This is a genomic window from Croceicoccus sp. YJ47, from assembly GCF_016745095.1.
GTDB lineage: Bacteria > Pseudomonadota > Alphaproteobacteria > Sphingomonadales > Sphingomonadaceae > Croceicoccus.
Genome location: NZ_CP067087.1, coordinates 2,393,314 through 2,419,114 on the forward strand (window position 1 = coordinate 2,393,314; position 25,801 = coordinate 2,419,114).

The 25,801-nt window shown below is 64.9% G+C and carries 26 protein-coding genes and 3 pseudogenes; 26 read left to right on the forward strand and 3 right to left on the reverse strand.

The features are described 5' to 3' along the window. The first annotated feature begins 45 nt into the window (after window positions 1–45). Entirely contained in the window at window positions 46–285 is a 240-nt protein-coding gene (locus JD971_RS11675; protein ID WP_202083588.1) for a hypothetical protein, read from the forward strand. An 82-nt stretch (window positions 286–367) separates the two neighbouring features. Here JD971_RS11675 and JD971_RS11680 read toward each other — a convergent pair whose 3' ends face one another. Beyond that, complete coding sequence (locus JD971_RS11680) at window positions 368–2,452, reverse strand: catalase (RefSeq protein WP_202083590.1); 2,085 nt, start codon at window positions 2,450–2,452, stop codon at window positions 368–370. 172 nt (window positions 2,453–2,624) lie between these two features. Between JD971_RS11680 and JD971_RS11685 the strand changes: the two are divergent. The 5 genes and pseudogenes from JD971_RS11685 (at window position 2,625) to JD971_RS11705 (ending at window position 7,207) form a co-directional block, all read left to right on the forward strand. After that, a pseudogene (locus JD971_RS11685) lies at window positions 2,625–3,231 on the forward strand (DNA repair protein RecO). Next, complete coding sequence (leuB, locus tag JD971_RS11690; protein ID WP_202083592.1) at window positions 3,228–4,283, forward strand: 3-isopropylmalate dehydrogenase; 1,056 nt, start codon at window positions 3,228–3,230, stop codon at window positions 4,281–4,283. The pseudogene JD971_RS11685 and the gene leuB overlap by 4 nt, the downstream one beginning before the upstream one ends. A gap of 173 nt (window positions 4,284–4,456) precedes the next feature. Beyond that, entirely contained in the window at window positions 4,457–4,894 is a 438-nt protein-coding gene (locus JD971_RS11695) for a hypothetical protein (RefSeq protein WP_202083594.1), read from the forward strand. Window positions 4,895–4,966: 72 nt separating this feature from the next. Then, window positions 4,967–6,055: a glycosyltransferase family 2 protein gene (locus tag JD971_RS11700; RefSeq protein WP_202087614.1), complete on the forward strand. Its 1,089-nt coding sequence runs from the start codon at window positions 4,967–4,969 to the stop codon at window positions 6,053–6,055. A 78-nt stretch (window positions 6,056–6,133) separates the two neighbouring features. After that, entirely contained in the window at window positions 6,134–7,207 is a 1,074-nt protein-coding gene (locus tag JD971_RS11705; RefSeq protein WP_202083596.1) for a PAS domain-containing protein, read from the forward strand. Between the two features lies 1 nt (window position 7,208). On the opposite strand, the gene JD971_RS11710 is transcribed toward JD971_RS11705, so the two are convergent. Continuing rightward, the gene (locus JD971_RS11710; RefSeq protein WP_202083598.1) at window positions 7,209–8,516 is read right to left on the reverse strand and encodes a phospholipid carrier-dependent glycosyltransferase; all 1,308 of its coding nucleotides are present in this window, start codon (window positions 8,514–8,516) and stop codon (window positions 7,209–7,211) included. An 83-nt stretch (window positions 8,517–8,599) separates the two neighbouring features. Here JD971_RS11710 and JD971_RS11715 point away from each other — a divergent pair, with 83 nt between their 5' ends. The 8 genes from JD971_RS11715 (at window position 8,600) to JD971_RS11750 (ending at window position 15,248) form a co-directional block, all read left to right on the forward strand. Continuing rightward, window positions 8,600–9,808: a PLP-dependent aspartate aminotransferase family protein gene (locus JD971_RS11715; protein WP_202083600.1), complete on the forward strand. Its 1,209-nt coding sequence runs from the start codon at window positions 8,600–8,602 to the stop codon at window positions 9,806–9,808. After that, window positions 9,805–11,184: a sensor histidine kinase gene (locus JD971_RS11720; RefSeq protein ID WP_236672071.1), complete on the forward strand. Its 1,380-nt coding sequence runs from the start codon at window positions 9,805–9,807 to the stop codon at window positions 11,182–11,184. The genes JD971_RS11715 and JD971_RS11720 overlap by 4 nt, the downstream gene beginning before the upstream one ends. A 106-nt stretch (window positions 11,185–11,290) precedes the next feature. Further along, on the forward strand, window positions 11,291–11,689 hold the full coding sequence (apaG, locus tag JD971_RS11725) for a Co2+/Mg2+ efflux protein ApaG (protein ID WP_202087618.1): 399 nt from the start codon (window positions 11,291–11,293) through the stop codon (window positions 11,687–11,689). Between the two features lie 100 nt (window positions 11,690–11,789). Beyond that, complete coding sequence (locus JD971_RS11730) at window positions 11,790–12,587, forward strand: LysR family transcriptional regulator (protein WP_202083602.1); 798 nt, start codon at window positions 11,790–11,792, stop codon at window positions 12,585–12,587. A gap of 79 nt (window positions 12,588–12,666) precedes the next feature. Continuing rightward, a complete protein-coding gene (locus JD971_RS11735) occupies window positions 12,667–13,695 on the forward strand; it encodes a type III polyketide synthase (RefSeq protein WP_202083604.1) in 1,029 nt (342 codons plus the stop codon). Beyond that, the gene (locus JD971_RS11740) at window positions 13,695–14,258 is read left to right on the forward strand and encodes an isoprenylcysteine carboxyl methyltransferase family protein (protein WP_202083606.1); all 564 of its coding nucleotides are present in this window, start codon (window positions 13,695–13,697) and stop codon (window positions 14,256–14,258) included. Before JD971_RS11735 ends, JD971_RS11740 begins: the two co-directional genes overlap by 1 nt. A gap of 42 nt (window positions 14,259–14,300) precedes the next feature. Beyond that, window positions 14,301–14,666: a hypothetical protein gene (locus JD971_RS11745; RefSeq protein ID WP_202083608.1), complete on the forward strand. Its 366-nt coding sequence runs from the start codon at window positions 14,301–14,303 to the stop codon at window positions 14,664–14,666. 228 nt (window positions 14,667–14,894) lie between these two features. Next, window positions 14,895–15,248 (forward strand): hypothetical protein, encoded by a 354-nt coding sequence (locus JD971_RS11750; RefSeq protein WP_202083610.1) that lies wholly within the window; start codon window positions 14,895–14,897, stop codon window positions 15,246–15,248. A gap of 71 nt (window positions 15,249–15,319) precedes the next feature. On the opposite strand, the gene JD971_RS11755 is transcribed toward JD971_RS11750, so the two are convergent. After that, window positions 15,320–16,228: an energy transducer TonB gene (locus JD971_RS11755; protein ID WP_202083612.1), complete on the reverse strand. Its 909-nt coding sequence runs from the start codon at window positions 16,226–16,228 to the stop codon at window positions 15,320–15,322. 481 nt (window positions 16,229–16,709) lie between these two features. On the opposite strand from JD971_RS11755, the gene rpsL reads away from it, so the two are divergent. The 12 genes and pseudogenes from rpsL to rpsC all read left to right on the forward strand — a co-directional run bounded on the left by rpsL (window position 16,710) and on the right by rpsC (window position 25,795). After that, on the forward strand, window positions 16,710–17,081 hold the full coding sequence (gene rpsL, locus JD971_RS11760) for a 30S ribosomal protein S12 (protein WP_127611038.1): 372 nt from the start codon (window positions 16,710–16,712) through the stop codon (window positions 17,079–17,081). A 65-nt stretch (window positions 17,082–17,146) separates the two neighbouring features. Next, complete coding sequence (rpsG, locus tag JD971_RS11765; protein ID WP_202083619.1) at window positions 17,147–17,617, forward strand: 30S ribosomal protein S7; 471 nt, start codon at window positions 17,147–17,149, stop codon at window positions 17,615–17,617. Window positions 17,618–17,754: 137 nt separating this feature from the next. Continuing rightward, window positions 17,755–19,848: pseudogene (gene fusA / locus JD971_RS11770) on the forward strand (elongation factor G). Between the two features lie 91 nt (window positions 19,849–19,939). Beyond that, complete coding sequence (gene tuf / locus JD971_RS11775; protein WP_202083621.1) at window positions 19,940–21,130, forward strand: elongation factor Tu; 1,191 nt, start codon at window positions 19,940–19,942, stop codon at window positions 21,128–21,130. A gap of 175 nt (window positions 21,131–21,305) precedes the next feature. Then, window positions 21,306–21,617 carry a 30S ribosomal protein S10 gene (gene rpsJ / locus JD971_RS11780; protein ID WP_202083623.1) on the forward strand — a complete coding sequence of 104 codons (312 nt, stop codon included), beginning with the start codon at window positions 21,306–21,308 and terminating at the stop codon, window positions 21,615–21,617. A 183-nt stretch (window positions 21,618–21,800) separates the two neighbouring features. Then, window positions 21,801–22,662: pseudogene (rplC, locus tag JD971_RS11785) on the forward strand (50S ribosomal protein L3). Window positions 22,663–22,664: 2 nt separating this feature from the next. Then, window positions 22,665–23,291 (forward strand): 50S ribosomal protein L4, encoded by a 627-nt coding sequence (rplD, locus tag JD971_RS11790; protein WP_202083625.1) that lies wholly within the window; start codon window positions 22,665–22,667, stop codon window positions 23,289–23,291. Beyond that, window positions 23,284–23,592, forward strand: a complete 309-nt coding sequence (locus tag JD971_RS11795) for a 50S ribosomal protein L23 (protein WP_202083627.1) — start codon at window positions 23,284–23,286, stop codon at window positions 23,590–23,592. Before rplD ends, JD971_RS11795 begins: the two co-directional genes overlap by 8 nt. Window positions 23,593–23,602: 10 nt before the next feature. Next, the gene (gene rplB / locus JD971_RS11800; RefSeq protein ID WP_202083629.1) at window positions 23,603–24,439 is read left to right on the forward strand and encodes a 50S ribosomal protein L2; all 837 of its coding nucleotides are present in this window, start codon (window positions 23,603–23,605) and stop codon (window positions 24,437–24,439) included. 3 nt (window positions 24,440–24,442) lie between these two features. Continuing rightward, window positions 24,443–24,718, forward strand: a complete 276-nt coding sequence (gene rpsS / locus JD971_RS11805; RefSeq protein WP_202083631.1) for a 30S ribosomal protein S19 — start codon at window positions 24,443–24,445, stop codon at window positions 24,716–24,718. Beyond that, window positions 24,718–25,098, forward strand: a complete 381-nt coding sequence (rplV, locus tag JD971_RS11810; RefSeq protein ID WP_202083641.1) for a 50S ribosomal protein L22 — start codon at window positions 24,718–24,720, stop codon at window positions 25,096–25,098. Before rpsS ends, rplV begins: the two co-directional genes overlap by 1 nt. A 1-nt stretch (window position 25,099) precedes the next feature. Next, the gene (gene rpsC / locus JD971_RS11815) at window positions 25,100–25,795 is read left to right on the forward strand and encodes a 30S ribosomal protein S3 (protein WP_202083643.1); all 696 of its coding nucleotides are present in this window, start codon (window positions 25,100–25,102) and stop codon (window positions 25,793–25,795) included. The last annotated feature ends 6 nt before the right edge of the window (window positions 25,796–25,801 follow it).

The following is a 25,801-nucleotide window of genomic DNA, read 5'->3' on the forward strand; positions in this document are numbered from 1 at the left end:
CGTCCGGCGGTTGATCCTTGCCCCCATGGCGAGGAAAAAATCCCGATGTTTACGCAACTTAACCCGACCATTCCGGTCCACGTGCTCGGCAAGGGGCATGGTTATGCCATCGGCATGATCGACTATGGACAGGAACATAACCTGATCTGGGTCACGGCGATCGACGCGACCGGCGAGATCTGGTGCGCGCCCAATCCCTCGGTCCGCATGGATCGCAACTGGACGATGGGCCGGGCGGAAAACGCGCTGGTCGCGGAGGAGAAGGCCGCGCCCGTGATCGCCTGACGCGCCGGAACCATCGGGCCGAAACGAAAACGGCGGACGGGATCTCTCCCGCCCGCCGTTTCGCGTTTTCGGTGTATGAGGATCAGTCCTGCTTGACCGCCATCCGGTCCCAATAGCGCAGCTTGCCGCATGCCTCGATAAAGCCCTTGGCATCGCCGGCGCCCGTGATCTTGACGAAACCGTCATCAATCTTTTCGGCAACGCCCGCACCCTTGAGCAAGGCCATGGTTTCGGGCACGTAGGCGATGAATTTCGCGTGGGCGAAGGCGTCGTTCACGAAATCGATGCTGGGCTTGTCATCGGCGTAATTCTTTGCCGCATCCTCGCCCATCACCAATGCCACCGCGTCATAGACGACCGACGGCCCGCCATCGATCTTATCCGACGCCTCGATCATCTTGCCGTCGGACAGTTCGGCCCCGGCGATATGCGGGGCGATGATCTCGACCATGGCGCCGGCGTCCATCGCCGCGGTCTTGAGCGCCTCGACAATGGCCGCATCGCCGCCCTTGGCGACATAGATGCCGAGCTTGCGCCCCTTGAAGCTCTTCGGCCCGTTCTTGAGGATGGAGAGCGCGTCGGACGGCGGCAGATCGGTGATCGGCTCGCGCGCCAAGGGCACCTTTTCGGGCAATTCGGGAAGGCCGATGCCGTCGCACACCGCCTGCGCAAGGCCGCTGTCGATATGGCGCAGGTGCCCGATCATCCGCTTGCGAATGTCCATGCGTTCCACCTTCGACAATTCGAAGGTCAGCGCATTGGCAATGTGCCCCTGCTCGATCTCCGTTTGCGAGATGTAGAATTGCCGCGCCTGGCTATAATGGTCGGCGAAGGTTTCGCTGCGCACGCGCACCTTGGGGCCCGTCACCGGCGCTTCGTAGCTGGTGAAACCGATGGTCGGATCGGCGCGCGGGCCGCGTTCCTCGCCCGTGCCGTCGCCCCAGCTGTTGGGCTCGTAATTGGCGCGGCCCTTGGGGTTGTGCATCGCCATGTGGCCGTCCTGCTGAAAATGGCGGACGGGGCATTTGGGCGCGTTGATCGGGATATGGGTGAAATTCGGCCCGCCAAGCCGCTTCAGCTGCGTGTCGAGATAGCTGAAATTGCGCCCCTGGAGCAGCGGATCGTCCGAATGGTCGATGCCCGGCACCAGGTTGGAGGTGCAGAACGCGACCTGCTCGGTCTCGGCAAAGAAATTGTCGACATTGTTGTTCAGCGTCATCGTGCCGATGATGCGGACGGGCACCTGCTCCTCCGGGATGAGCTTCGTCGCGTCCAGCACGTCGAATTCGAAATTCTCGGCGAATTCCTCGTCGAAAATCTGCACGCCGAGATCCCATTGCGGATAATCGCCCGCGTCGATCGCGTTCCACATGTCGCGGCGATGGAAATCGGGATCGGCCCCGTTGATCTTCAACGCCTCGTTCCAGATGACCGACTGCATCCCCTGCTTCGGCTTCCAGTGGAACTTCACGAAATGCGATTTGCCGTCTGCATTGACGAGGCGGAAGGTGTGGACTCCGAACCCTTCCATGAAGCGGAGCGAGCGCGGAATGGTGCGGTCCGACATCTGCCACATGACCATGTGCATGGATTCGGGCGACAGCGATGCAAAGTCCCAGAAATTATCATGCGCGCTCTGCGCCTGGGGAAAGCCGCGGTCGGGTGCGGGTTTTACCGAGTGGATGAGGTCGGGAAACTTGATCGCGTCCTGAATGAAGAACACCGGGATATTGTTGCCGACGAGATCCCAGTTGCCTTCGTCGGTGTAGAATTTCACCGCGAAACCGCGCACGTCGCGGGCGAGATCGGGCGAACCCTTGTTCCCCGCCACGGTCGAGAAGCGGGTGAATACGGGCGTCTTCTTCCCCTTTTCACCCGACAGCACGCCGGCGCGGGTGAATTCAGGGATCGGATCGGTCAGTTCGAACTCGCCATGCACGCCATAGCCGCGGGCATGGACCACGCGTTCGGGAATACGTTCATGGTCGAAGTGAAAGATCTTCTCGCGCGCGATCTGATCCTCCAGCAATTGCGGACCGCGCGGCCCGGCGGTGAGCCAGTTCTGATCATCGGCGATGGGGGCGCCCTGCGCCGTCGTCATGACGTCGTCCTTGCCCTTCGGCTTCTGATGGTTGGCGCCACCTTCGGACAGTTCGAAATCTTTCATGATGGGGTGCAGCCTTCTCGCTTGCGTTAACCTTACCCGCACCCAACTGTCGGCAGGGGTAAAGGTTGCGCGGTAATTCCGCCCGTGTTCAATCGCTTCTGACGATATAAACATGTGTTGACCCGCCGCGCCGGACTTGCCGCGCGCGCCGATCCGTTCCATCCCCCCGGCCATGCATCTTCGCGCCGCCGCCATCCTCTGCGCCTCGCGCCCGCACGGCGAAACCGCGGCCATCGCCCGCGTGCTGACGCGCGACCATGGCCTCGTCGCCGGCTATGTCGCGGGGGGAGGGGCGGGTGCTGCGTCCCGTGCTCATCCCCGGCAATGCCGTTGCGGCCGACATCGCGGCCCGCGCGGCGAGCCAGCTGCCTTTCATGAAGCTGGAACTGCTGCAAAGCCGGGCGCCCTGGATGACGGAGCCGCTGCCCGCCGCGGCGATACAATGGGCGACGGCGCTCACCGCGAGCTGCCTGCCCGAACGCCATCCCTACCCGGCGGTGCACGATGCGCTCGGCCCGCTGCTCGACGCGATCTGCCATGCGCCCTCGGCGCGCGGCTGGGCGGTGGCGCTGCTGCGCTACGAAACGCTGCTCCTGCGCGAAATGGGTTATGGCGGGGCAGGGGACACCGATGGACGGGATTGGGACGCGACGCTCGCCGCGCTGGAGGCGCAGGGCCGCACGATTGCCACGCGCCTGCTTGCGGAGCGGCGCGGCGATGTTATGGCGGCGCGCACGCTGCTGATGGCGCGGCTCACACGGATCACGGGGGAATCATGAAGATAGCGGTTTTCGCAGGCGACGGCATCGGGTCGGAGGTGACGGAGCAGGCGGTGCGCGTGCTCAAGGAACTGCCGCTGCCGCTCTCGCTCATCACCGGCGACGTCGGCGGCGCGGCCTACCGGCTGCACGGGCATCCCCTGCCGGACGAAACGCTGGTCGCCGCGCGGGAGGCGGATGCCGTGCTGTTCGGCGCGGTCGGCGACCCGTCCTGCGACACGCTGGACCGGCATCTGCGGCCGGAACAGGCGGTGCTGGGCCTGCGCCGCGAACTCGGCCTGTTCGCCAATCTGCGCCCGGCAAAGATGTTTCCCGGCATGGAGGATGCCAGCGGGCTGAAACCCGAGATCGCCTCGGCCATCGACCTGCTCATCGTGCGCGAATTGAACGGCGATGTGTATTTCGGCGAGAAAGGCATGCGCACGACCGACGCGGGCCTTCGCGAGGGGTATGACATCATGTCCTACGACGAAGGCGAGGTGCGCCGCATCGCCGTCACCGGGTTCGAGGCCGCGCGCAAGCGTCGCGGCAAATTGTGCAGCGTGGACAAGGCCAACGTGCTGGAAACCAGCCAGCTGTGGCGCGACGTGGTGATCGAGGTTGCGCGCGATTACGCCGATGTCGAACTCACCCACATGTATGTCGACAATGCCGCGATGCAGTTGGTGCGCAATCCGGGGCAGTTCGACGTGATCGTGACCGGCAATCTGTTCGGCGACATATTGTCGGATCAGGCGTCGATGTGCGTCGGCTCCATCGGGCTTCTCGCCTCGGCCTCTCTGGGTGAGCGGCGGACGCAGCACGGCACCTTCGGCCTTTACGAACCCATCCACGGCAGCGCGCCCGACATCGCCGGGCAGGGCATCGCCAATCCGCTGGCCACGATTTTGTCGGCGGCGGATCTGCTGCGCCATTCGCTGGGTGAGGCGGCGCAGGCGGAGCGGGTCGAGCGCGCCGTCGCCGCGACATTGTCCGATGGCGTGCTGGGCCGCGATCTCGGCGGGACGGCCACCACGGCGGAAATCGGCGATGCGGTGATCGCGCGGCTTTGACCTGGCAACCGGGCGCAGGCGGCGACGGGTCCGCATGCGGATTTAACATATGGCAACGTTTTTACGGCGTCCTGCGTTGAAAGGGGGCTTGGTCGCGGATGCGGCGTCTGACCGGGTGGTTCCGCTTATTCATGATGAACGGAATCGAAAGGCCGCGATGACAGGACCCCTGGATGACCCCGCCCCGCCGCATGCCACGACTGTACGACCGCCGTCGGCCGTTCGCGTTCGCGGCGCTCGAAATCGGGGCGGTGCTGTTCACGCTGGTTTGCATGCTGGTGTCCGCGCCGCAGACCTATTCCTTTATGGTCGCATATCTGCTGGCCAATTTCATCGGCATTCTCGCGGTCACCCGGCTGCGGCTGAATCTGGCGCGGCTCGTTATGATCCTGATTTATGCGATAATTTGCGTCGGAATCCTGTGCTCGCTGGCTTTCAAGTTCGATATGGCGATCGGCGCGCCGGATGTCCTGCTGCGCGCGTTCGTCGTGATCGTCTATGCCGCCGTAACGATGGGCTTGTTGATGAGCGCACCCGTCGCGCCATGGTGCAAATCGGGCAATCTGCCATTTTTCGACCGGTTAAAGAGCCGTTTCGACCGGTTCCGATAGGCGCGCGGGGTGGCGCCGCCCCGTGCCGCCCGTCAGGCGGCGGGGCGGCGGTGCGGGGCGACGACTGGTAACATGCTCGACCTCGCGATCATTCTTCCCACGCTGAACGAGGCGGCGAATATCGCCTCGTTCATTGCGCGGCTGGCCGACGCGCTCGGCCCCGCGGGATGGGAGGTGATCGTGGTCGACGACGACAGCGGCGACGGCACCGCCGATGCCGCGCGGATGCTCGCCCGAGAGGACATGCGCATCCGAGTGATACAGCGGATCGGCCGCCGCGGTCTCGCCAGCGCCGCGATCGAGGGGATGCTGGCGACCGCCGCGCCGTATGTCGCGGTGATGGACGCCGATCATCAGCACGACCCCGCGTTGCTACTCCCCATGCTGCGCGCGATGGAAGGCGGCGACCTCGACCTGTGCATCGCCAGCCGGTTCGCCCCGGGCGCGAGCACGCAAGGCTGGGCCGCGCCCGAACGGGAGGCCCGCTCCCACATCGCCAACCGCATCGCGCGCGCCATGACCGGAATCGCGGCGACCGACCCGATGAGCGGGTTCTTCATGATCCGCGCCGACCTGCTGCGCACGCTCGCCCCGCGCCTGTCGGGCATCGGGTTCAAGATCCTGCTCGACATCCTCGCCACCGCGCCTGCGCCGTTGCGGCTGCGCGAATTCCCGATGGACTTCGCGGCACGGACCGCCGGCGAATCGAAGCTCGACCGGGCCATCGCGTTCGATTTTCTCATCGGCGTGTACGACCGCACGATCGGCAGGGTGCTGCCGACGCGCTTCGCCCTGTTCGGGACCATTGGCGCGGTGGGGGTGGCCGTGCATCTGGCGATATTGTGGTTGTTCCACAAAGGCGCGGGCACGGATTTCCTCACCGGACAGATCGCGGCCGTCACAGGGGCGCTGACCTTCAATTTCGTGCTCAACAACGCGCTGACCTACGCGGATCAACGGCTTTCGGGCGTTCGGGCGATGCTCGCGGGGTGGGCGCGTTTTGCCGGGACATGCGCGATCGGGGCCGGCGCCAATGTCGCCGTCGCCGAGGCGATGGCCGGGCGGGGGTTCCACTGGCTCACCGCGGCGCTGGCGGGGATCGTCGTCGGCTCGGTCTGGAACTTTGCGCTGTCGAGTCGCTTCGTCTGGGGACGTTTTTGATTTGTTCTTGCTGGAAACAATTCCGCCTTCGTGTATTAAGCCTTTGGCAACATGGATTAACGGGGCTGGCGGCGGAATTTGGCGGACATTCGACATCAGGACGGGGGCAGTCAGGCCGGACAGGAATTCGAGCCTTCGACTGCACGAAGCAGCGCCGCCGATTTCGATGCCATGTCGAACGATCTCGCCCGCATGTTTCAGCAGGCCGCCGAACAGACGCGCATGGCGATCTGCATTTCGGACGCCCGCGCGCCCGACATGCCCATCGTTTTCGCGAATCAGGCGTTCCTGCATCTCACCGGATATGAGCGGGAGGATGTCCTCGACCGGAACTGCCGCTTTCTTCAGGGGCCGGATACCGATCCCGAAACCGTCGCCCGCGTGCGCGACGGGCTCGACGACGAACGTGTGCGCGTCACCATCCTGCGCAATTACCGCAAGGATGGAACGCCGTTCTGGAACTCGCTCCATATCGGGCCGATCTTCGACAGGGACGGGCAGCTGACCCATTTCTACGGCTCGCAATGGGACGTGACCGAATTGCTGGAGGAGCGCGACCGCATGGCGATCGCGACCCGCCTCAATCAGGAGATGGAGCATCGCAGCCGCAACCTGTTCGGCGTGATCAATGCGATGATCCGCCTCTCCGTCAAATCGGCGGAGGACAAGTACGATCTCGCGGACAAGCTGTCGGAGCGTGTGATCGCCCTGTCGCGCGCGCACTCGGTATCCTCGCGCACCGACGGTCATGTGCACGAGGCGGACCTGCGCGAGCTGATCGACGCGATCCTGCTGCCCTACGAAGATGGCGCGCGGGACCGTATCGCGGTGATCGGCGACACGGTCACACTGGACAAGAAACAGGTGACGCCGCTCGGCCTCGTTCTGCACGAACTGGCGACCAATGCGCTGAAATACGGGGCGTTGTCGACGGCGGACGGGGCGGTTTCGGTCGACTGGACGCAGGAGGATGGCAAGCTGGTGCTGATCTGGCGCGAAACCGGCGGTCCGGCGCTCGACGCCGATCCGCCGGGGCAGTCGGGTTCGGGCTCGCGCATCATGCTCGGCGTGCTGAGCAATATCAACGCCACCATGAAACAGGATTGGGAGGCGGACGGGCTGGTCGTGCGCATCGCGATTCCCGTCGAATGAGCTACCGCCACCCCTCGATCCAGGCATAGTCGAGAAAGCTGTCCCGCCCGGCGAGCGCCTGTCCGGTCAGCACCGGCAGGAACCAGATGAACAGCGACACCGACGCGGCGAGGAACGGGATCGCCCATGTGCGAAACCGCGTCTCCCACACCGCCCGGTCGAGCATGAACGCAAGCGCCGCCATCACGAACAGCGACGGCAGCAGGTAATGGTAATAGAACTGCACGGGCTTTGGCGCCGCGATCCACATCGCCATCGCCGCGATCCACCCCCAGCTCGCCAGCGCCATGTCGCGCCGCCCATGCCGCGCCCCGCAATACAGCCCATAGCCCAGCGCCGGCAGCGCGGCGAGCATGGTCAGCGGATTGCCGACGAGCAGGATCCCGCGCTGCGCCCCTGCATAGACCTCATAAAAATACCAGATCGCCCGCGTGTTCGCCGCCCATTGCCACCACCGCGACATATAGGTGTGCGGCGTCGTCACCCCCTGTTGCAGCGATAGCATATGCGCCTGCCACGACACCGGATCGTGCCATTGCGGCGGCGGATCGGACAGCAGCGCAATCGTCATGAAATGCAGCAGGTAAACCGCCACCGGCACCACGCCGAGCCACCACCCCGCCTCGATCAACGACACGCCGCGCACCGGCCCTGCATCGCGCGCGGTCAGAACGCGCAAAGCCCCGCGCCTGTCCCGCAGCAAGGCCCGCCACCGCGCCCACGCAAAGGCCAGCCCGGCAAAGGCGGGCAGCGGCGCCGCATTCCATTTCGCCGCCACCGCCAGCCCCATCAACACCCCGCCTGCCGCAAGCCGCACGCGCGCCGCCCCCACGCGCCCGGAATCCAGCGCCGCCGCGCACGCCCACACCCCCGCCGCGCCCAGCCCCAGCATGTAGATGTCGAGCATCGCGATCCGCGCCTGCACCAGCAGGGTAAAATCGGTCGCGATGAGCACGCCTGTCGCCAGCGTCGCGAATGCGCGGTGCGACACGTGCCACACCGCGCGCATCGCGGAAAACAGCGTGATCATCCCGAACAGCACCGACCCGATCCGCCAGCCGAACGCATCGTCGCCGAACGCGGCCATGAAAAGCGCGAGCAATTGCTTGCCCAGCAGCGGATGTTCCGCATTGCGCAGCGTGTCGCCCGCGATCCAGTCGCGCGCGGCGGGAAGATAATGAATCTCGTCGAATATGGGCGCCGCGATAAGCGCGACCTGCCACGCGGCCAGCGCGCCGAACACGGCGGTGATCGCGATGGCCGCGCCGATGGGGTCGCGATTTTCACCCCGTGGGCGGGAACGATTCATGGCCCGAATGGGTAGAGGGGCATGTGGCGCGCGGCAATGCGCTTGTTGCATCGCCTCCTTCTGCCCGCTACCGGCCCGAACTTATGAAACGTCACACTGGCACCGATCGCTCGATCACGCAAAGCTGGAAACCCGCAACACGTGCCGTGCGCGCGGGTACATCGCGCTCCGAACACGGCGAAACGTCGGAGGCGTTGTACCTGACCTCCGGCTACAGCTACGACGATGCGGCGACCCCTGCGGCCCGTTTCGCGGGCGAGGCGGCGGGGATGACCTATTCGCGGTTGCAGAACCCGACGGTCGCCATGCTGGAGGAACGCATCGCGGTGATGGAGGGGGCCGAGGCCTGCCGTACGCAGGCGTCGGGCATGGCGGCGATGACCGCGGCGCTGCTCTCGCAATTGTCGGCGGGCGATCACATCGTCGCGGCCCGCGCGGCGTTCGGCTCGTGCCGCTGGCTGGTCGATTCGCTGTGCCCGCGTTTCGGGATCGAGAGCACGACCATCGATTCCACCGACAATGACGCATGGGAACGCGCGATCCGCCCCAATACGAAGGTGTTCTTCTTCGAAACCCCGGCCAATCCCACGCTCGACATCGTGGACCTGCGCGCGGTGTGCGCCATTGCGAAGGCGCATGGCATCACCACCGTCGTCGACAATGCGTTCTGCACGCCCATCATGCAGCGGCCCATCGAATGGGGCGCGGACGTCGTCGCCTATAGCGCGACGAAGCTGATGGAGGGGCAGGGCCGCGTCCTCGCAGGCGCGGTCTGCGGGACCGAGGAATTCATCAACGAAACGCTCCTCCCGTTTCAGCGCAACACCGGCCCGAACCTGTCGCCGTTCAATGCCTGGGTGGTGATGAAGGGGCTCGAAACGCTGGAACTGCGCGCGCGGCAGCAATGCGCCAATGCGCTGCGCGTCGGGGAATTCGTCGAGAGCCGCGTGCCCCGCATCCTGCACCCCGGTCTTGCCAGCCATCCGCGCCACGCGCTCGCGATGGAGCAGATGGACATGACCGGCTGCATCTTCTCCTTCGTGCTCGACGGCGGGCGGGCGCAGGCGCATGCCGTGCTCGACGGGCTGGAGCTGATCGACATATCGAACAATATCGGCGATTCGCGCTCGCTGATGTGCCATCCCGCCTCCACCACCCATGCGGGGCTGAGTGCGGAGACACGCGCCGAGATGGGCGTGGACGAGGGCATGATCCGCTTCAATGTCGGGCTCGAGGATGCAGACGACATCATCGCCGATCTCGACCGGGCGTTCGACCGGGCCGGTCTGTGACCGCATCGCTCCACGACGGCGAACGATGGGATGCGGATGGCGGGCTTCCCGCCGATTCGCTCCTGTCCGCCATCGTCGAAGGGGCGGACGATGCGATCATTTCGCGCCGGCTCGACGGGCGGGTGCTGTCGTGGAACCGGGCGGCGGAACGGCTGTTCGGCTATCGCGCGGAGGAGATGATCGGGCAGTCGATCGACGTGCTCATCCCCGAGGACCGCATGGAGGAGGAGGCGGGCATCATCGCGCGCCTCACCGCGGGCGAATCGCTGACCTCGCTGCAGACGATCCGGCTGGCGAAGGACGGGCGGCCCCTGCACGTGTCGCTCACGACCTCTCCCGTCCGTGACGCCAGTGGCACGATCGTCGGGGCGAGCAAGATCATCCGCGATTCCGGGTCCTGGCATGCGGCGCAGGATGCGCTCGCGCGCAGCGAGCGGCGCTTTCACATGCTGGCGGACAATATCGCGCAGCTGGCCTGGATCGCGGAGCCGGATGGCGCCATCCACTGGTACAACCGGCGCTGGTACGAATATACGGGCACGAGCGAGGAGGACATGGCTAGCTGGGGCTGGATCGCGGTGCACCATCCCGACCATGTCGAACGGGTCACGCGGGATTTTCGCGCATCCATCGCGGCCGGCACCTATTGGGAGGATACGTTCCCCCTGCGCGGCGCGGACGGGGAATATCGCTGGTTCCTGTCGCGCGCGAAGCCGGTCTATGACGCGAAAGGCCGGCTGATGAGCTGGTTCGGCACCAATACCGACATCACCAATCAGCGCGATCAGGCCGCCGCGATCGAAAAACTGCTCACCGAGGTGAACCACAGGGTCAAGAACACGCTGGCCACGATCCAGGTTCTCGCCCGCCGGTCCGCCCCCGGGAATGACGATTTCGTCAAGCGTTTCGTCCGCCGGATCGAGGCGCTGACCATCAATCAGGATCTGCTGATCGACCGGCGCTGGGGCGAGGTGCCGGTCGGCGAGCTGGTCGATGCGCAGCTGGGCTTCGTTCGCGGCCGGGTCGGGGACCGCCTGCGCTGCGACGGGCCGGACCTGCTGCTGAGTGCGCGCAGTGCCGAAACGCTTGGCCTTGCGCTGCACGAGCTGGCCACGAATGCGCTGAAACACGGGGCGCTGACCGATGAGGCGGGCGAGGTGCGCGTCGCGTGGGAGGTGAAGGACGGCAATTTCACCATGCGCTGGAACGAGGCGGGCGGTCCGCCGGTCACGACCCCGGATTTCAAGGGCTTCGGCTCCGCCGTGATCCGCGACGTCCCCGCCGCGACGTTCGGCGGCGAAGCGGTGCTCGACTACACGCCGGAGGGATTGTGCTGGCGCCTGACCTGTCCGCTCGACGCGGTGGCGGCGCACTGACACCGGCCGGATTGCGGCGCGCCTTGTCGTGCCGCGCCGCGGCGTCCCCGCATCGTGCCCCGGCGTTGTGTCGCGGCGACAATTCGGCTATTCATGCAGGCATATGATGGACCGGTTCTTCAATCATGTCGCCCATTCGCATGGCATCACGGTGCGGGTCGCGGCCAATTTCCTGCCCGAACAATCGCGGGTGACGGCGGGCCGCTGGTTCTGGTCCTATCACGTACGCATCGAAAACCACGGCGACGAACCGGCGCAATTGCTGACCCGGCACTGGCGCATCACCGATGCGAACGGGCGGGTCTCGCGCGTCGATGGCGATGGCGTCGTCGGGGAACAGCCGTTTCTCGACCCCGGCCAGACGCATGATTACGTGTCGGGATGCCCGCTCGAAACGCCGCATGGCACGATGGAGGGGCATTATACCTTCCGCCGCGACGACGGCACGCTGTTCGAGGCGGCGATCCCGTTCTTCCCGCTCGACGCGCCGACGGCGATCCGCTGACGATCATGGTGCGGGAGGCCGGATACAGGCGCCCCTTGCGCCGCGGGCCCGCCGCCGCCTAAGGACGGCGCAGACGAACGCGCCGCGAGACGAGGGCATATTGAAACGGACTCACCTGCCATTGAACGGGTTGCGCGTGCTGGATGCGGCGGCGCGGCACCTGTCCTTTACCCGCGCGGCGGACGAGCTTGCCGTGACGCCGGCCGCGGTGGGGCAACAGATCCGCGCGTTGGAAGACCTGCTCGGCGTCGTCCTGTTCCGCCGCACGCCCAAGGGGCTCGAACTCACGGACGAGGCGCGCGCCGGGCTCGACCCCCTGCGCGAAGGGTTCCTGCGTTTCGAGGAATCGGTGCAGGCGATGCAATCGGGCCAGTCGAGCCATTTCTTCACCTTTGCCGCGCCGCGCGATTTTTTCGGCGCGTGGCTGGCCGGCCGACTCGCCGCCTATCGCGCCGAAAATCCCGAGACGCGCTTCCTCATGGCGGGCGGGCAGAACACCGATTTTACCGAGGCCAACCTCGATTTCGCGGTGCGCCTCGTCGAAGGGCCGGGCGAACTCGAAGGGGTGCCGCTCTCCCCGGGGCGCCGCATCGCGGTTGCCGCGCCGGGCGCCGACGATGCGTGGATCGCATGGCCCGGCCACCCCGCGCCCGACGGGGTGGAGCCGGGATTGCAGGTCGGCGCCACGGGACAGGCGCTGTCCGCCGCGCTGGGCGGGATGGGCCGTGCCCTGCTGCCGCTGCAACTCGTTGAAAGCGCGCTGGGCGATGGCAGCCTCGTCGCCGTGGGCGAACCGGAGGAGACGCGCGCCACCTACTGGCTCGTCGCGCCGCGCCCGCAATGGCGGCAGCGCAAGATGAAGGCGCTTGTCGACTACCTCACCGCCGCGCCGGAGTAGGGCGCCCCCGCGCCCGGAACGCGGGAGGGGCACGCGGCGTTGTCACCATGCCCGCCCCTCCGGCCGGGTCGGGAGAACCATGGCCCATATCCTTTCGATCGGCACCGCCGTGCCGCCGCACATCCTGCCGCAGAGCGACGTCGTACCCATACTGACTGATGCGCTGGGCCACGCACCGCCGCCGCGCCTCGCCTCCATCCTCACCAATACCGGCATTGCGCAGCGGCACATCGCAGAGGACATCGGCTATTACTTCCGCCCCCGGCGGGCGAGCGAACGGGCGGCGACCTTCGAACGGGTCGCCACCGCATTGTGGGAGCAGGCCGCGCAGGACGCGCTCGACCGCGCGGGCCTGGCGCCGGCGGAGATCGGCACCATCGTCACCGTCTGCACGACCGGCACGCTCACCCCCTCCATCCCGAGCCGCGCGCTGCAACGCATGGGTTTTGCGCCGACCACGCGCACGGTGCCGGTATTCGGCTGGGGCTGCGCGGGCGGCGGGCTGGGCCTGTCGCTGGCCGCGACGCTCGCCGATGCGGGGCGGGGGGAGGGCGCGCTGCTCCTCGTCTGCGTCGAATTGTGCAGCCTCGCCTACGACCATTCCTCGATGGAGAAGAAGGATCTCGTCGCGCTCGCCCTGTTTTCCGACGGATGCGCCGCCGCCGTCATTGCGCCGGGCGACGGCCCCAACCGGCTCGGCCCGTTCGCGCAACATTGCTGGCCCGACACGATCCCCATGATGGGGTGGGAGATCGGCGACACCGGCTTCGACCTCGTGCTGTCGCGCGATATTCCGCGCTTCGTCGAAAAGGATTTCGCCCCGTTCTGCGACGCATTTCTGGCGTCGCAATCGCTTTCCCGCGCAGACCTTGCCGAACCCGCGTGCCACCCCGGCGGCGGCCGCGTGGTGGAGGCGCTCGCCGCGATGTTCGGGCGCGACCTGCCCGCCACTGCCGCCGTGCTGCGCGATTATGGCAATATGAGCAGCCCGACCGTGCTCTTCATCCTCGACCGCCTGCTGTCCCGCCGCGCGCGGGGGGGAGAGCCGGTGCTTGTCACCGCGCTCGGCCCCGGCTTTACCGGCACCGCCGCGCTGGTGCATCTGTGATGGCGCAATGGGCGGCCTCGCCGGCGTGGGACTGGCCAGCGTGGGACTGGCCGGCATGGGACTGGCCAGCGTGGGCATGGGCCGTGCTCGCCTATGTCGTCGCCTCGCGCCTTGGCGAACTCGCCTATGCCCGCCGCAATACGCGCCGCCTGCTGGCCGAGGGCGGGACCGAGCATTACCCCGGCCACTACCCGCTGTTCATCGTGCTGCACGGCTCGTGGCTGCTTGCCATCCTGCTCTTCGCGCGGCCCGCGCCCGAACCGTCCTACGCGCTCGCCGCGCTCTTCGCATTCAGCCAGGCGGCGCGCTACTGGGTCCTGCATTCCATCGGGCGCTGGTGGACGACCCGCATCATTTCCGCGCCCCATTTCCCCCGGGTGCGGCGCGGTCCCTACCGCTTTTTCCCGCATCCCAATTACGCGGTGGTGGTGGCGGAGATCGCGCTGCTGCCGCTGCTGCTCGGCGCGCCATGGGTGGCGCTGGTGTGGTCGGTGCTCAACGCGATGCTGCTCGCCCACCGCATCCGGCTGGAGGAAAAGGCGCTCGCCCTCCGCGCGGGATAGACCGTGCGCCTCACCGTCCCTGCGCCGGCGGAGGGAGAGCAGATGCCGCCCCGCCTCCATCCTCTCGCGCATGAGGTCGAGCTTCGCATTGATCCGCGCGCGCACCGCGTCCTCGTCGCCGAACGTCTCCGCGCGCCATTGCTGTTTGAGCGTTTCGTAAACCGGGTCCCCGGGACGCGGCATCGCGGCCTCGCCATAGCGATGCGCGCGGCGATGACGCAGCATGAACATGACCAGCGCCTCGTTATGTCGCCGCCACTCGCCAATGATCGCGCCGCCCGACACGATGGGCCGCGCCTCCCCCTCGATCGCGCGAGTAAGCGCGGTGTCTTCCAGCCTCGCAATCCCGCAATCGACCGCGCGCTCCCACGCGGCGGCAAACCCCTCCGCGCCTTTGCGCGCGCGTAACGTATAAAGCGCCTCGACACTCGCCCCGATGCGGCGCGCGGCCTGCGTGATGCTGCCCGTGGCGGCAAGCACGGCGATAAAGCGGCGCTGGCGGTCCGGGGTGATCGAGTTTCGCCGGGGACGGGGATGCACGAACGGCGCGAAATCGAGCAGCGGATCGCCCGGCTCCGGCTCTTCGGTGGTAAAGGCGACATGGCTCGTCCGCCGCGAAGGCCGCGCCGACCGGCAATGCAGCGGTTCGTCCCGCTCCGCGCCGCCGATCACGCGATAACCTGCCGAACCACCGTCCCCGCCATCACGCACGCGAACGATCCCCCGCCGCCGCGCCCGCCGTGCGTCACGCGCCGTATCGCACAGCCGCGCCCGGTCCCACGCCGCGCGAAACTCCTCCGCCCCGTCGCGGTATCGCAGCTTGTGCAGCGCCGCCACGCTCACGCCGATCTCGGCCGCGGCATCGCCGACGAACCCGCACCGGGCGAGTGCCGCAATGAATTTCCGCTGCGTCCCGGCATCGAGCTTGCGCCGCTTTTTCTGCACCGCCGGGGTAAAGGAAAGATCGACCATGACACGCTCCGCCGTTGATGAGGGGGAGCGGGGTTAGGCGCGGGGCAGGGTTGTAGGAAAATAAAAGCTGCGGGCGACGTCTCGGGATCTCACTTCGTGAAATAGGTTATCTTACTATTCAAGAGCGATTTCACCGGCTTGCCATCCTTGTCTCGTGCCGGTTCGAGGATCAGATCTTCCATCGCGATCGCACAGGCGGCGTCGTCGAAACCTTCGGCCTTGGTTTGTGCGAACATCTTGCACCACACAATGTTGCCTTGTTCGTCGACCACGATTTTCATATTGAAAATCGCGCCCAGTCCGCGGTCGCCCGCCGTCGCCGGATAACGACGCTGAACCTTCTGGGCGAACTCTTCCATGTTCACCATCTTGGTAAGCGTATGAACGGCTTCCAGTTCCTTGGGGTCAAGCCCCCAGCTGATCATCAAATCGTCGGCGCAGGTGGCAAGGGCCGCAAAGGGGGCGCCCATGCCGCCGAGATCGAACCGGACCGCTCGTTTCCCCTGCGAAATCTGGAACCATTCGATCTGCTTCCCGATCTCGCCAAGCGTTTCGGGGGCTTCCGTCTTCGCAAGGCCGGACGACGTCATAGCCGCATGATCCTTCATGGGCCTGTACCCCTCGCTCATGAAGGCTTGGCCATACCCTTTGAAAAGCAACGGCGTCGCCTTTCGAACGACGGGCTCGAAATTGGGGCCGAATCGGCTTGCGCTTTCCCGGTCCTGCCGGAAAGGCACGAGCAAAGGGCTCGCCACTATCCATGACAGCAGCTTGCCGGGCGAATCCTTGTCGATGATAAAGACCGACCTGTTACCATCCTCGCCAAAAACGCGGCTAAGCCGGCATTTGTTCTCGGCATAATCGAGTTGCCATGCGGTGGATGAGGTCAGCACGATCGGCTCGTCGGCCATCGCGGGTGCCGCGCTCAATGCAATCGACACCAATGCAACAATTGAACGCATGTATGGAAATCCTCGACCCGTTTCGGATTCGCCCATTGATCCAACGCACACCGTTCGGCAAGCGGCATTCGCGCGACCATGCGACAAAAACGCCGCCGCGTCGCACACCCCAACCCCTTGACCCCGCCCGCATTCTCCCCTAGGCGCGGCGCACGAAACGTTGGATTCGTCCAACAGTCATAGAGCTGAACATTGCCGGTGAGGCGCGCAGCTGCGCGAATATCCGTCAAAGTAACCCTGCGGGCCTTGTGCCGGGGTGGAGTGTTTTTCGGCTCACCGAACGGCGTCGGGCGGCGTATTTCATACACCGCCGTTTGCGCGCGTGACGTGAACCACCGAAACCAACATCTCCGCATACCGCGCATGCCTTGCCATGCAGGCAAAGGATTGCGGCGCATCGTCCCCCTTGGCGGGCGGCGCGCAACAGGTAAGGAAATTGCCCTTTCCCATCCGCCGAAACGCGCGGGGGAGGGCTTAAACCGGCGGGAAACCTCCCGTCGGAAACGAGGAAGAGATTATGCCGACGATCAACCAGCTGGTCCGCAAGGGCCGCGTGCCGCAAAAGGCGAAGTCCAAGGTTCCGGCCATGGAAGCCAACCCGCAGAAGCGCGGCGTTTGCACCCGTGTCTACACCACGACCCCGAAGAAGCCGAACTCCGCGCTTCGCAAGGTGGCCAAGGTGCGCCTGACCAATGGCCGCGAAGTCATCACCTACATCCCGGGCGAAGGCCACAACCTTCAGGAACACTCCGTCGTGCTGATCCGCGGCGGCCGTGTCCGCGACCTTCCCGGCGTGCGCTACCACGTGCTGCGCGGCGTTCTCGACACGCAGGGCGTGAAGGATCGCAAGCAGTCCCGTTCGAAATACGGCGCCAAGCGTCCGAAGTAAGCCCTTGGCGGGTGCGGGCCGCAGTGTCCGCGCCCCCGGCTGCTCTTTTCAGGAGTTATTGAAACATGTCACGTCGTCGTCGCCCCGAAAAGCGCGTCATCCTGCCCGATCCCAAGTTCGGTGATCAGATCCTGTCGAAGTTCATGAACAACCTCATGTACGACGGCAAGAAGTCGACCGCCGAATCGATCGTCTATGGCGCGCTCGAAACCGTCGAGACCCGCGCCAAGACCGACCCGGTGCAGCTGTTCCACGATGCGCTGAACAACATCATGCCGCAGATCGAGGTCCGCAGCCGCCGCGTCGGCGGTGCCACCTACCAGGTCCCGGTCGAGGTTCGTCCCGAGCGTGCGCAGGCGCTGGCCATTCGCTGGCTCATCACCGCGGCGCGCAACCGCCCCGAAACGACCATGGCCGCCCGCCTTTCGGGCGAGCTGATGGACGCGTCGAACAATCGCGGCAACGCGGTGAAGAAGCGCGAAGACACGCACCGCATGGCCGACGCCAACCGCGCGTTCAGCCATTACCGCTGGTAACACGCGCCGATAAGGCGAAACGGTGGATAGGCATGGCGGATGGTCTCCGCCGTGTCTTCCGCCGGTCACATTCATAACTATATGGGGCAGGTCCGGCCACCGCAGGCCGCCCACCCATTGCACCCGAGGAAACTCTCATGGCCCGCGAATATCCGCTGGAACGCTATCGCAATATCGGCATCATGGCGCATATTGACGCCGGCAAGACCACGACGACCGAACGCATCCTCTACTACACCGGCAAGTCCTACAAGATCGGCGAAGTCCACGACGGCGCCGCGACCATGGACTGGATGGAGCAGGAGCAGGAGCGCGGCATCACGATTACCTCCGCCGCGACGACGACCTTCTGGTCGGCCTAAGACGGCGAAGGCCCGAAGCACCGCATCAACATCATCGACACGCCCGGCCACGTCGACTTCACGATTGAGGTCGAGCGTTCGCTCCGCGTGCTCGACGGCGCGGTCGCAGTATTCGACGGCGTTGCCGGCGTTGAGCCGCAGTCGGAAACCGTGTGGCGCCAGGCGGACAAGTACAAGGTCCCGCGGATGTGCTTCATCAACAAGTTGGACCGCACCGGCGCCGACTTCTATTACTGTGTCAATTCTATCGTCGAACGTCTCGGCGCGACCCCGCTTGTTCTGTATCTCCCGATCGGTGCAGAGGCTGACTTGCAGGGTGTTGTCGATCTCGTGAACAATCGCGGCATCGTCTGGGAAAATGACGGTCTGGGCGCGACGTTCAACTATGTCGACATCCCGGCCGACCTCGCCGACAAGGCTGCCGAATATCGCGAGAAGCTCATCGAAACTGCCGTGGAGCAGGACGATGACGTGATGGAAGCCTATCTCGAAGGGCAGGAGCCCGATGCGGCGACGCTCAAGCGCCTGATCCGCAAGGGTACGCTGGCGCAGGCGTTCGTGCCCGTGATCTGCGGCTCGGCGTTCAAGAACAAGGGCGTGCAGCCCCTGCTCGACGCCGTCGTCGATTACATGCCCTCCCCGGTCGACGTGCCCGCCATTCGCGGCGTGCTCCCCGACAGCGACAAGGAAGAAACCCGTCCGTCGAGCGACGATGCACCGTTCTCGGCGCTCGCGTTCAAGATCATGAACGATCCGTTCGTGGGCACGCTCACCTTCACGCGCATCTACTCTGGCCAGCTGGCCAAGGGTTCGGTGCTGAACTCGGTGAAGGACAAGAAGGAAAAGATCGGCCGCATGCTGCTGATGCATTCCAACAACCGCGAAGACATCGATGAGGCGTTTGCGGGCGATATCGTCGCGATTGCGGGTCTGAAGGAAACGACGACGGGCGACACGCTGTGCGCATCGTCCGCGCCCATCATCCTCGAGCGGATGGAATTTCCCGAACCCGTCATCGAGCTGTCGGTGGAACCCAAGACCAAGGCCGACCAGGAAAAGATGGGCGTCGCGCTCAATCGTCTGGCTGCCGAGGATCCCTCGTTCCGCGTGACGACTGATCACGAATCGGGTCAGACGATCATCAAGGGCATGGGCGAGCTTCACCTCGACATCCTCGTCGATCGCATGAAGCGCGAGTTCAAGGTCGAGGCGAACGTCGGCGCACCGCAGGTGGCGTATCGCGAGTCGCTCGCCAAGGAAGTCGAAGTCGACTACACCCACAAGAAGCAGTCGGGCGGCTCCGGTCAGTTCGGCCGCGTCAAGGTCGTCGTCACCCCCGGTGAACGCGGCCAGGGCGTCGTTTTCAGCGACGAGATCAAGGGCGGCAATATTCCGCGCGAATATATCCCGTCCGTTGAAAAGGGTTTCCGCGAGCAGGCCGAGAGCGGCTATCTCGTCGGCTTCCCGATCATCGACTTCACGATCAAGCTGATCGACGGCGCGTATCACGATGTCGACTCGTCCACCGTGGCGTTCGAAATCGCGGGTCGCGGCGCAATGCGCGATGTGGCGCAGAAGGCAGGCATCAAGCTGCTGGAGCCCATCATGAAGGTCGAGGTCATCACCCCCGAGGATTACCTTGGTGACGTGATCGGCGATCTCAATTCGCGTCGCGGCCAGATCCAGGGCACCGACACCCGCGGTATCGCGCAGGCGGTCGACGCCTTCGTGCCGCTGGCGAACATGTTCGGCTACGTCAACGAGCTTCGTTCCTTCACGCAGGGGCGTGCGCAGTACTCGATGCAGTTCTCGCACTACGACGAAGTTCCGGCAAATGTCGCGGCCGAGGTGAAGGAGAAGCTTGCCTAAGAGGCAGGTTCGGTCTAGGGGCGGCGCCTGATTCAGCGGGTGCCGTCTTTCCCGCAGTCAATTTAAATCAGACGAACAGAGGTTTTACATCATGGCGAAAGCTAAATTTGAGCGGAACAAGCCGCACTGCAACATCGGCACCATCGGTCACGTCGACCACGGCAAGACCACGCTGACCGCTGCGATCACCAAGGTGCTCGCTGAAACGTCGGGCGGCACCGCCGTCGATTTCGCGAACATCGACAAGGCGCCCGAAGAGCGCGAGCGCGGCATCACCATTTCGACCGCACACGTCGAATATGAAACCGAAGCGCGCCACTACGCGCACGTCGATTGCCCCGGCCACGCCGACTATGTGAAGAACATGATCACCGGTGCGGCGCAGATGGACGGCGCGATCCTCGTCGTGAACGCTGCCGACGGCCCGATGCCGCAGACCCGCGAGCACATCCTGCTCGCACGTCAGGTCGGTGTTCCGGCTCTCGTCGTGTTCATGAACAAGGTCGATCAGGTCGACGACGAAGAGCTGCTCGAGCTCGTCGAACTCGAAATCCGTGAGCTGCTGTCCAGCTACGACTTCCCGGGCGACGATATTCCGATCGTTGCCGGTTCGGCTCTCGCCGCGCTCGAAGGCCGCGACGACAACATCGGCAAGGAAAAGATCCTTGAGCTGATGAAGGCTGTCGACGACTACATCCCGCAGCCGGCGCGCCCGGTCGACCAGGCATTCCTGATGCCGGTCGAGGACGTGTTCTCGATCTCGGGTCGTGGTACGGTCGTGACCGGCCGCGTCGAGACCGGCATCGTGAAGGTCGGTGAGGAAGTCGAGATCGTCGGCCTCAAGGACACCGCGAAGACGACCGTGACCGGCGTCGAAATGTTCCGCAAGCTGCTCGACCAGGGTGAAGCCGGCGACAACATCGGTGCTCTGGTTCGCGGCGTCGCCCGTGACGACGTGGAGCGTGGGCAGGTTCTCTGCAAGCCCGGCTCGATCACGCCGCACACCGAGTTCAGCGCCGAAGTCTACGTCCTGTCGAAGGACGAGGGCGGCCGTCACACGCCGTTCTTCGCGAACTATCGTCCGCAGTTCTACTTCCGCACCACCGACGTCACCGGCGAAGTGATCCTTCCCGAGGGCACCGAAATGGTGATGCCGGGCGATAACGTGACCATCTCGGTCAAGCTGATTGCTCCGATCGCCATGGACGAAGGTCTCCGCTTCGCAATCCGCGAAGGTGGCCGGACCGTCGGTTCGGGGGTTGTCAGCACGATCACGAAGTAATATAGGCACTCCATCGACCGGGTCTTAACAGATTCGGTCGATCGGGATTTTCGGAAGGGCCGCCCCTTCCCACGTCAGAAACCTTCGGGGTATGACGATGGAGAGGTGGGGCGGTTCTTTCTTTGTTATGGAATGGCATTTGTCATTCCCGGCTCTTTCGCATCGGTAGTTGGAAATGGAAGCTCAGAATATTCGTATTCGCCTCAAGGCGTTCGATCACCGCGTTCTCGACCAGGCAACTGGCGAAATCGCAGAAACCGCGCGTCGTACCGGCGCCCTCATTCGTGGCCCCATTCCGCTGCCGACGCGTATTGAGAAGTTTACCGTGAACCGCGGCCCGCACATCGACAAGAAGTCGCGGGAGCAGTTCGAGGTTCGCACCTACAAGCGTCTGCTCGACATCGTGCAGCCGAATGCCTCGACCGTCGATGCTCTGATGAAGCTCGACCTGGCCGCTGGCGTGAATGTGGAAATCAAGCTCGCTTGATTTTCCGGTCCCCGGTTCAACCGGGGGCGAAGACTTTGGGATACCGCCGGGCAATCGCTCGGGCTGCGTCCCCCGTCTCGCTTCATTCGTGAAGCACATCGGCCCGGACGGGGCGACGCATGACAGATTGGGCCGATCAAGCCTGCTGGATGGTCCGGCAGGCCTCTGTAAGGAGATTTGATCATGCGCACTGGCGTGATCGCCAAAAAGGTGGGGATGACCCGCCTTTTCCAAGAGGACGGCCGACATGTTCCGGTGACGGTCCTGGCGTTGGAAGATTGTCAGGTTGTTTCGCACCGCACCCTCGACCGCGACGGCTATGTCGCGGTGCAGCTCGGTGCCGGCGAAGCAGAAGAACGTTGCCAAGCCGCAGCGCGAGCATTTCGCGAAGGCCGAGGTCGGCCTCAAGATGAAGCTCGCCGAGTTCCGTCTCGAAGGCGAAGACGGCCTGCTGCCCGTTGGCGCGTCGATCTCTGCCGAGCATTTCATTGCCGGGCAGAAGGTTGACATCACCGGGCACACGCAGGGCAAGGGCTTTGCCGGCGCGATGAAGCGCTGGGGCTTCGGAGGTCTGCGCGCGACGCACGGCGTTTCCGTCTCGCACCGTTCGCACGGTTCGACGGGTAACCGCCAGGATCCGGGCCGCGTCTTCAAGAACAAGAAGATGGCCTACCACATGGGCGACCGTCAGCGCACGCAGCAAAATCTCGAAATCGTGCGTACCGACGCCGACCGCGGGCTGCTTTTCGTAAAGGGTTCGGTCCCGGGCGCGAAGAATGGCTGGCTGATCGTGCAGGACGCGGTGAAGCTTCCGCTTCCCGAAGGCGTTCCGTTCCCCGGCGCGCTGCTGGAGAAGAAGGCCACGCATCCCGATCACCAGGAGGCCGATGCCGGCATGGTCGAGACGGCCGCCGAGCACGCTGTCGTTCCCGAGGTCGATGCCGAGCAGCAGGCAAAGCTGCTGAACGAGCAGGAAGCCGGCGCCGATACGCTGAGCAATGACACCACCGCCGGCACGTCCGACGGTGCAGCCAAGGAGTCCTGATCGTGAAGGTCAATGTTAAGACCCTCGAGGGCAAGGCCAATGGCGACGTCGAGCTGTCGGATGCCGTGTTCGGTGTTGAGCCGCGCGCAGACATCCTGCACCGCGTCGTGACCTGGCAGCTTGAAAACCGCCGCGGCACCGCCCGTCCCACGCGTGAGCGTTCGGACGTTGCGCGCACCGGCAAGAAGTACGGCAATCAGAAGGGCGGCGGTACCGCACGTCACGGCGATCGCAAGGCGCCGATCTTCATCGGCGGCGGCAAGGCGCACGGCGCTCGGAAGCGGGATTTCGATGTCTCGCTTCCGAAGAAGATCCGTGCGCTCGGCCTGAAGATGGCGCTTTCGTCCAAGGCGCAGAACGACAATATCGTCGTTCTCGACAGCCTCGAGATGAAGGACGCCAAGACGAAGGTCCTGCTGTCGAATTTCGAGAAGCTGGGCTTTGGCCGCAAGGTGCTCGTCATCGATGGCGAAAGCGTCGATGAAGGCTTCCGCAAGGCATCGGGCAACCTGATCGGGGTGGACGTGCTCCCCGCGATCGGCGCCAATGTCTATGACATTCTGAACCACGACACGCTGGTGCTGACGAAGTCCGCTGTCGAAAAGCTGGAGGCGCGGTTCAATGGCTAAGCAGCAGGACATCGACGTGCGGCATTACGACGTGATCGTCGCGCCGCACATTACCGAGAAATCGACGCTGTTGTCGGAGCATAACGCCGTGGTGTTCAAGGTCGCGGATTCTTCGACGAAGCCCGAGATCAAGGCGGCCGTCGAGGCTCTGTTCGACGTGAAGGTCACGAATGTGAACACCGTCGTCCAGAAGGGCAAGACGAAGCGCTGGAAGGGCAAGCCCTACAAGCGCACCGACATGAAGAAGGCGATCGTGACGCTGGCCGAAGGCCAGTCCATCGACGTCACCAGCGGGATCTGAGGCGCGGAACATGGCACTCAAGAACTATAAACCGACGAGCCCGGCACGCCGCGGCCTCGTCCTCGTCGACAAGTCGGCGCTCTGGAAAGGTCGCCCTGTCAAGGGTCTGACCGAAGGCAAGCGCAAGACCGGCGGCCGCAACAACAAGGGGCACGTGACCTCGCGCGGTATCGCCGGCGGTCACAAGCAGAAGTACCGCTATATCGACTTCAAGCGTCGCAAGTGGGACATGCCGGCCACGGTCGAACGCCTCGAATACGACCCCAACCGCACGGCGTTCATCGCGCTGGTGAAGTACGAAGACGGCGAACAGGCCTATATCCTCGCGCCGCAGCGTCTCGCCGTTGGCGACACGGTCGTCGCATCGGAGAAGGCGGACACGAAGCCCGGCAATGCCATGCTTTTGTCCACCATGCCGGTCGGCACCATCTGCCACAACCTGGAGATGAAGCCGGGCAAGGGCGGGCAGATCGCCCGTTCGGCAGGCACCTACGCACAGGTCGTGGGTCGTGACCGCGGTCTCGTCATCGTCCGCCTGAACTCGGGCGAGCAGCGTTACCTGCGCGGCGATTGCATGGGCACGGTCGGGGCCGTTTCGAACCCAGACAATTCGAACCAGACCCTGGCGAAGGCCGGTCGGAAGCGCTGGATGGGTCGTCGCCCGCTGACGCGTGGTGTGGCCAAGAACCCGGTCGACCACCCGCACGGCGGTGGTGAAGGCCGGACCTCCGGCGGTCGTCATCCGGTGACCCCGTGGGGCAAGCCGACCAAGGGTGCTCGTACCCGCAAGAACAAGCAGACGGACAAGATGATTATCCGTTCTCGCCACGCGAAGAAGAAGAGGTAAGCCATGGCACGTTCCGTCTGGAAAGGCCCCTTCGTCGATCTTCACCTTCTCAAGAAGGCCGAGGCTGCGCAGGACGGCGCAACCCGGGGTGCGATCAAGACCTGGTCGCGTCGTTCGACGATCCTGCCGCAGTTCGTCGGTCTGACGTTCAGCGTCTATAACGGCCACAAGTTTATTCCCGTGTCCGTCAGTGAGGACATGGTTGGGCACAAGCTCGGTGAATTCGCGCCCACGCGCAGCTTCCCGGGCCACGCCGCTGACAAGAAGGGCAAGCGCTGATGGGCAAGCAATCCGCTCCCCGCCGCGTAGGCGACAACGAGGCTCTGGCCGTGGGCACCACCATTCGTGGTTCCGCGCAGAAGCTGAACCTCGTTGCCGGCCTGATCCGCGGCAAGAAGGCCGAGGATGCGTTGAACATCCTCTCCTTTTCGAACAAGGCGATGGCGCGCGACGCGCAGAAGGTTCTCGCATCGGCCATCGCCAATGCCGAGAACAACCACAATCTCGACGTCGACGCTCTCGTCGTCGCCGAGGCCAGTGTCGGCAAGTCGATCACCATGAAGCGTTTCCACACGCGCGGTCGGGGCAAGAGCACCCGCATCCTGAAGCCGTTCAGCCGGTTGCGCATCGTGGTTCGCGAGCAGGAAGAAGAGGCGTAAGATGGGCCAGAAAAGCAATCCGATCGGCCTGCGCCTGCAGATCAACCGCACCTGGGACAGCCGGTGGTACGCCGAAGGCGGCGATTACCGTCAGCTGCTCAAGGAAGACATCGAGATCCGCAAGTATATCGTCGATACGCTTCCGCAGGCCGCCATTTCGAAGGTCGTGATCGAGCGTCCGGCCAAGCTGTGCCGCATCTCGATCTACGCCGCCCGCCCCGGTGTCATCATCGGCAAGAAGGGCGCGGACATCGAGAAGCTGCGCTCGAAGCTGTCGAAGATGACGTCGAGCGAGGTCAAGCTGAACATCGTCGAGATCCGCAAGCCGGAAATCGACGCCAAGCTCGTCGCGCAGGGCATCGCCGATCAGCTGGTTCGCCGCGTCGCGTTCCGCCGGGCGATGAAGCGCGCGGTGCAGTCCGCGCTGCGTCTCGGCGCCGAGGGCATCAAGATCACCTGCGGCGGCCGTCTTGGCGGTGCCGAGATCGCCCGCGTCGAATGGTATCGCGAAGGTCGGGTTCCGCTGCACACGCTGCGCGCGAACGTCGATTACGCCGATGCCGAGGCGCTGACCGCCTATGGCATCATCGGTATCAAGTGCTGGATCTTCAAAGGCGAGATCCTCGGCCACGATCCGATGGCGCAGGACCGCCTGATGATGGAAGCCCAGACTTCCGGCGTCCGTCCGGCACGCTGAGAGCTT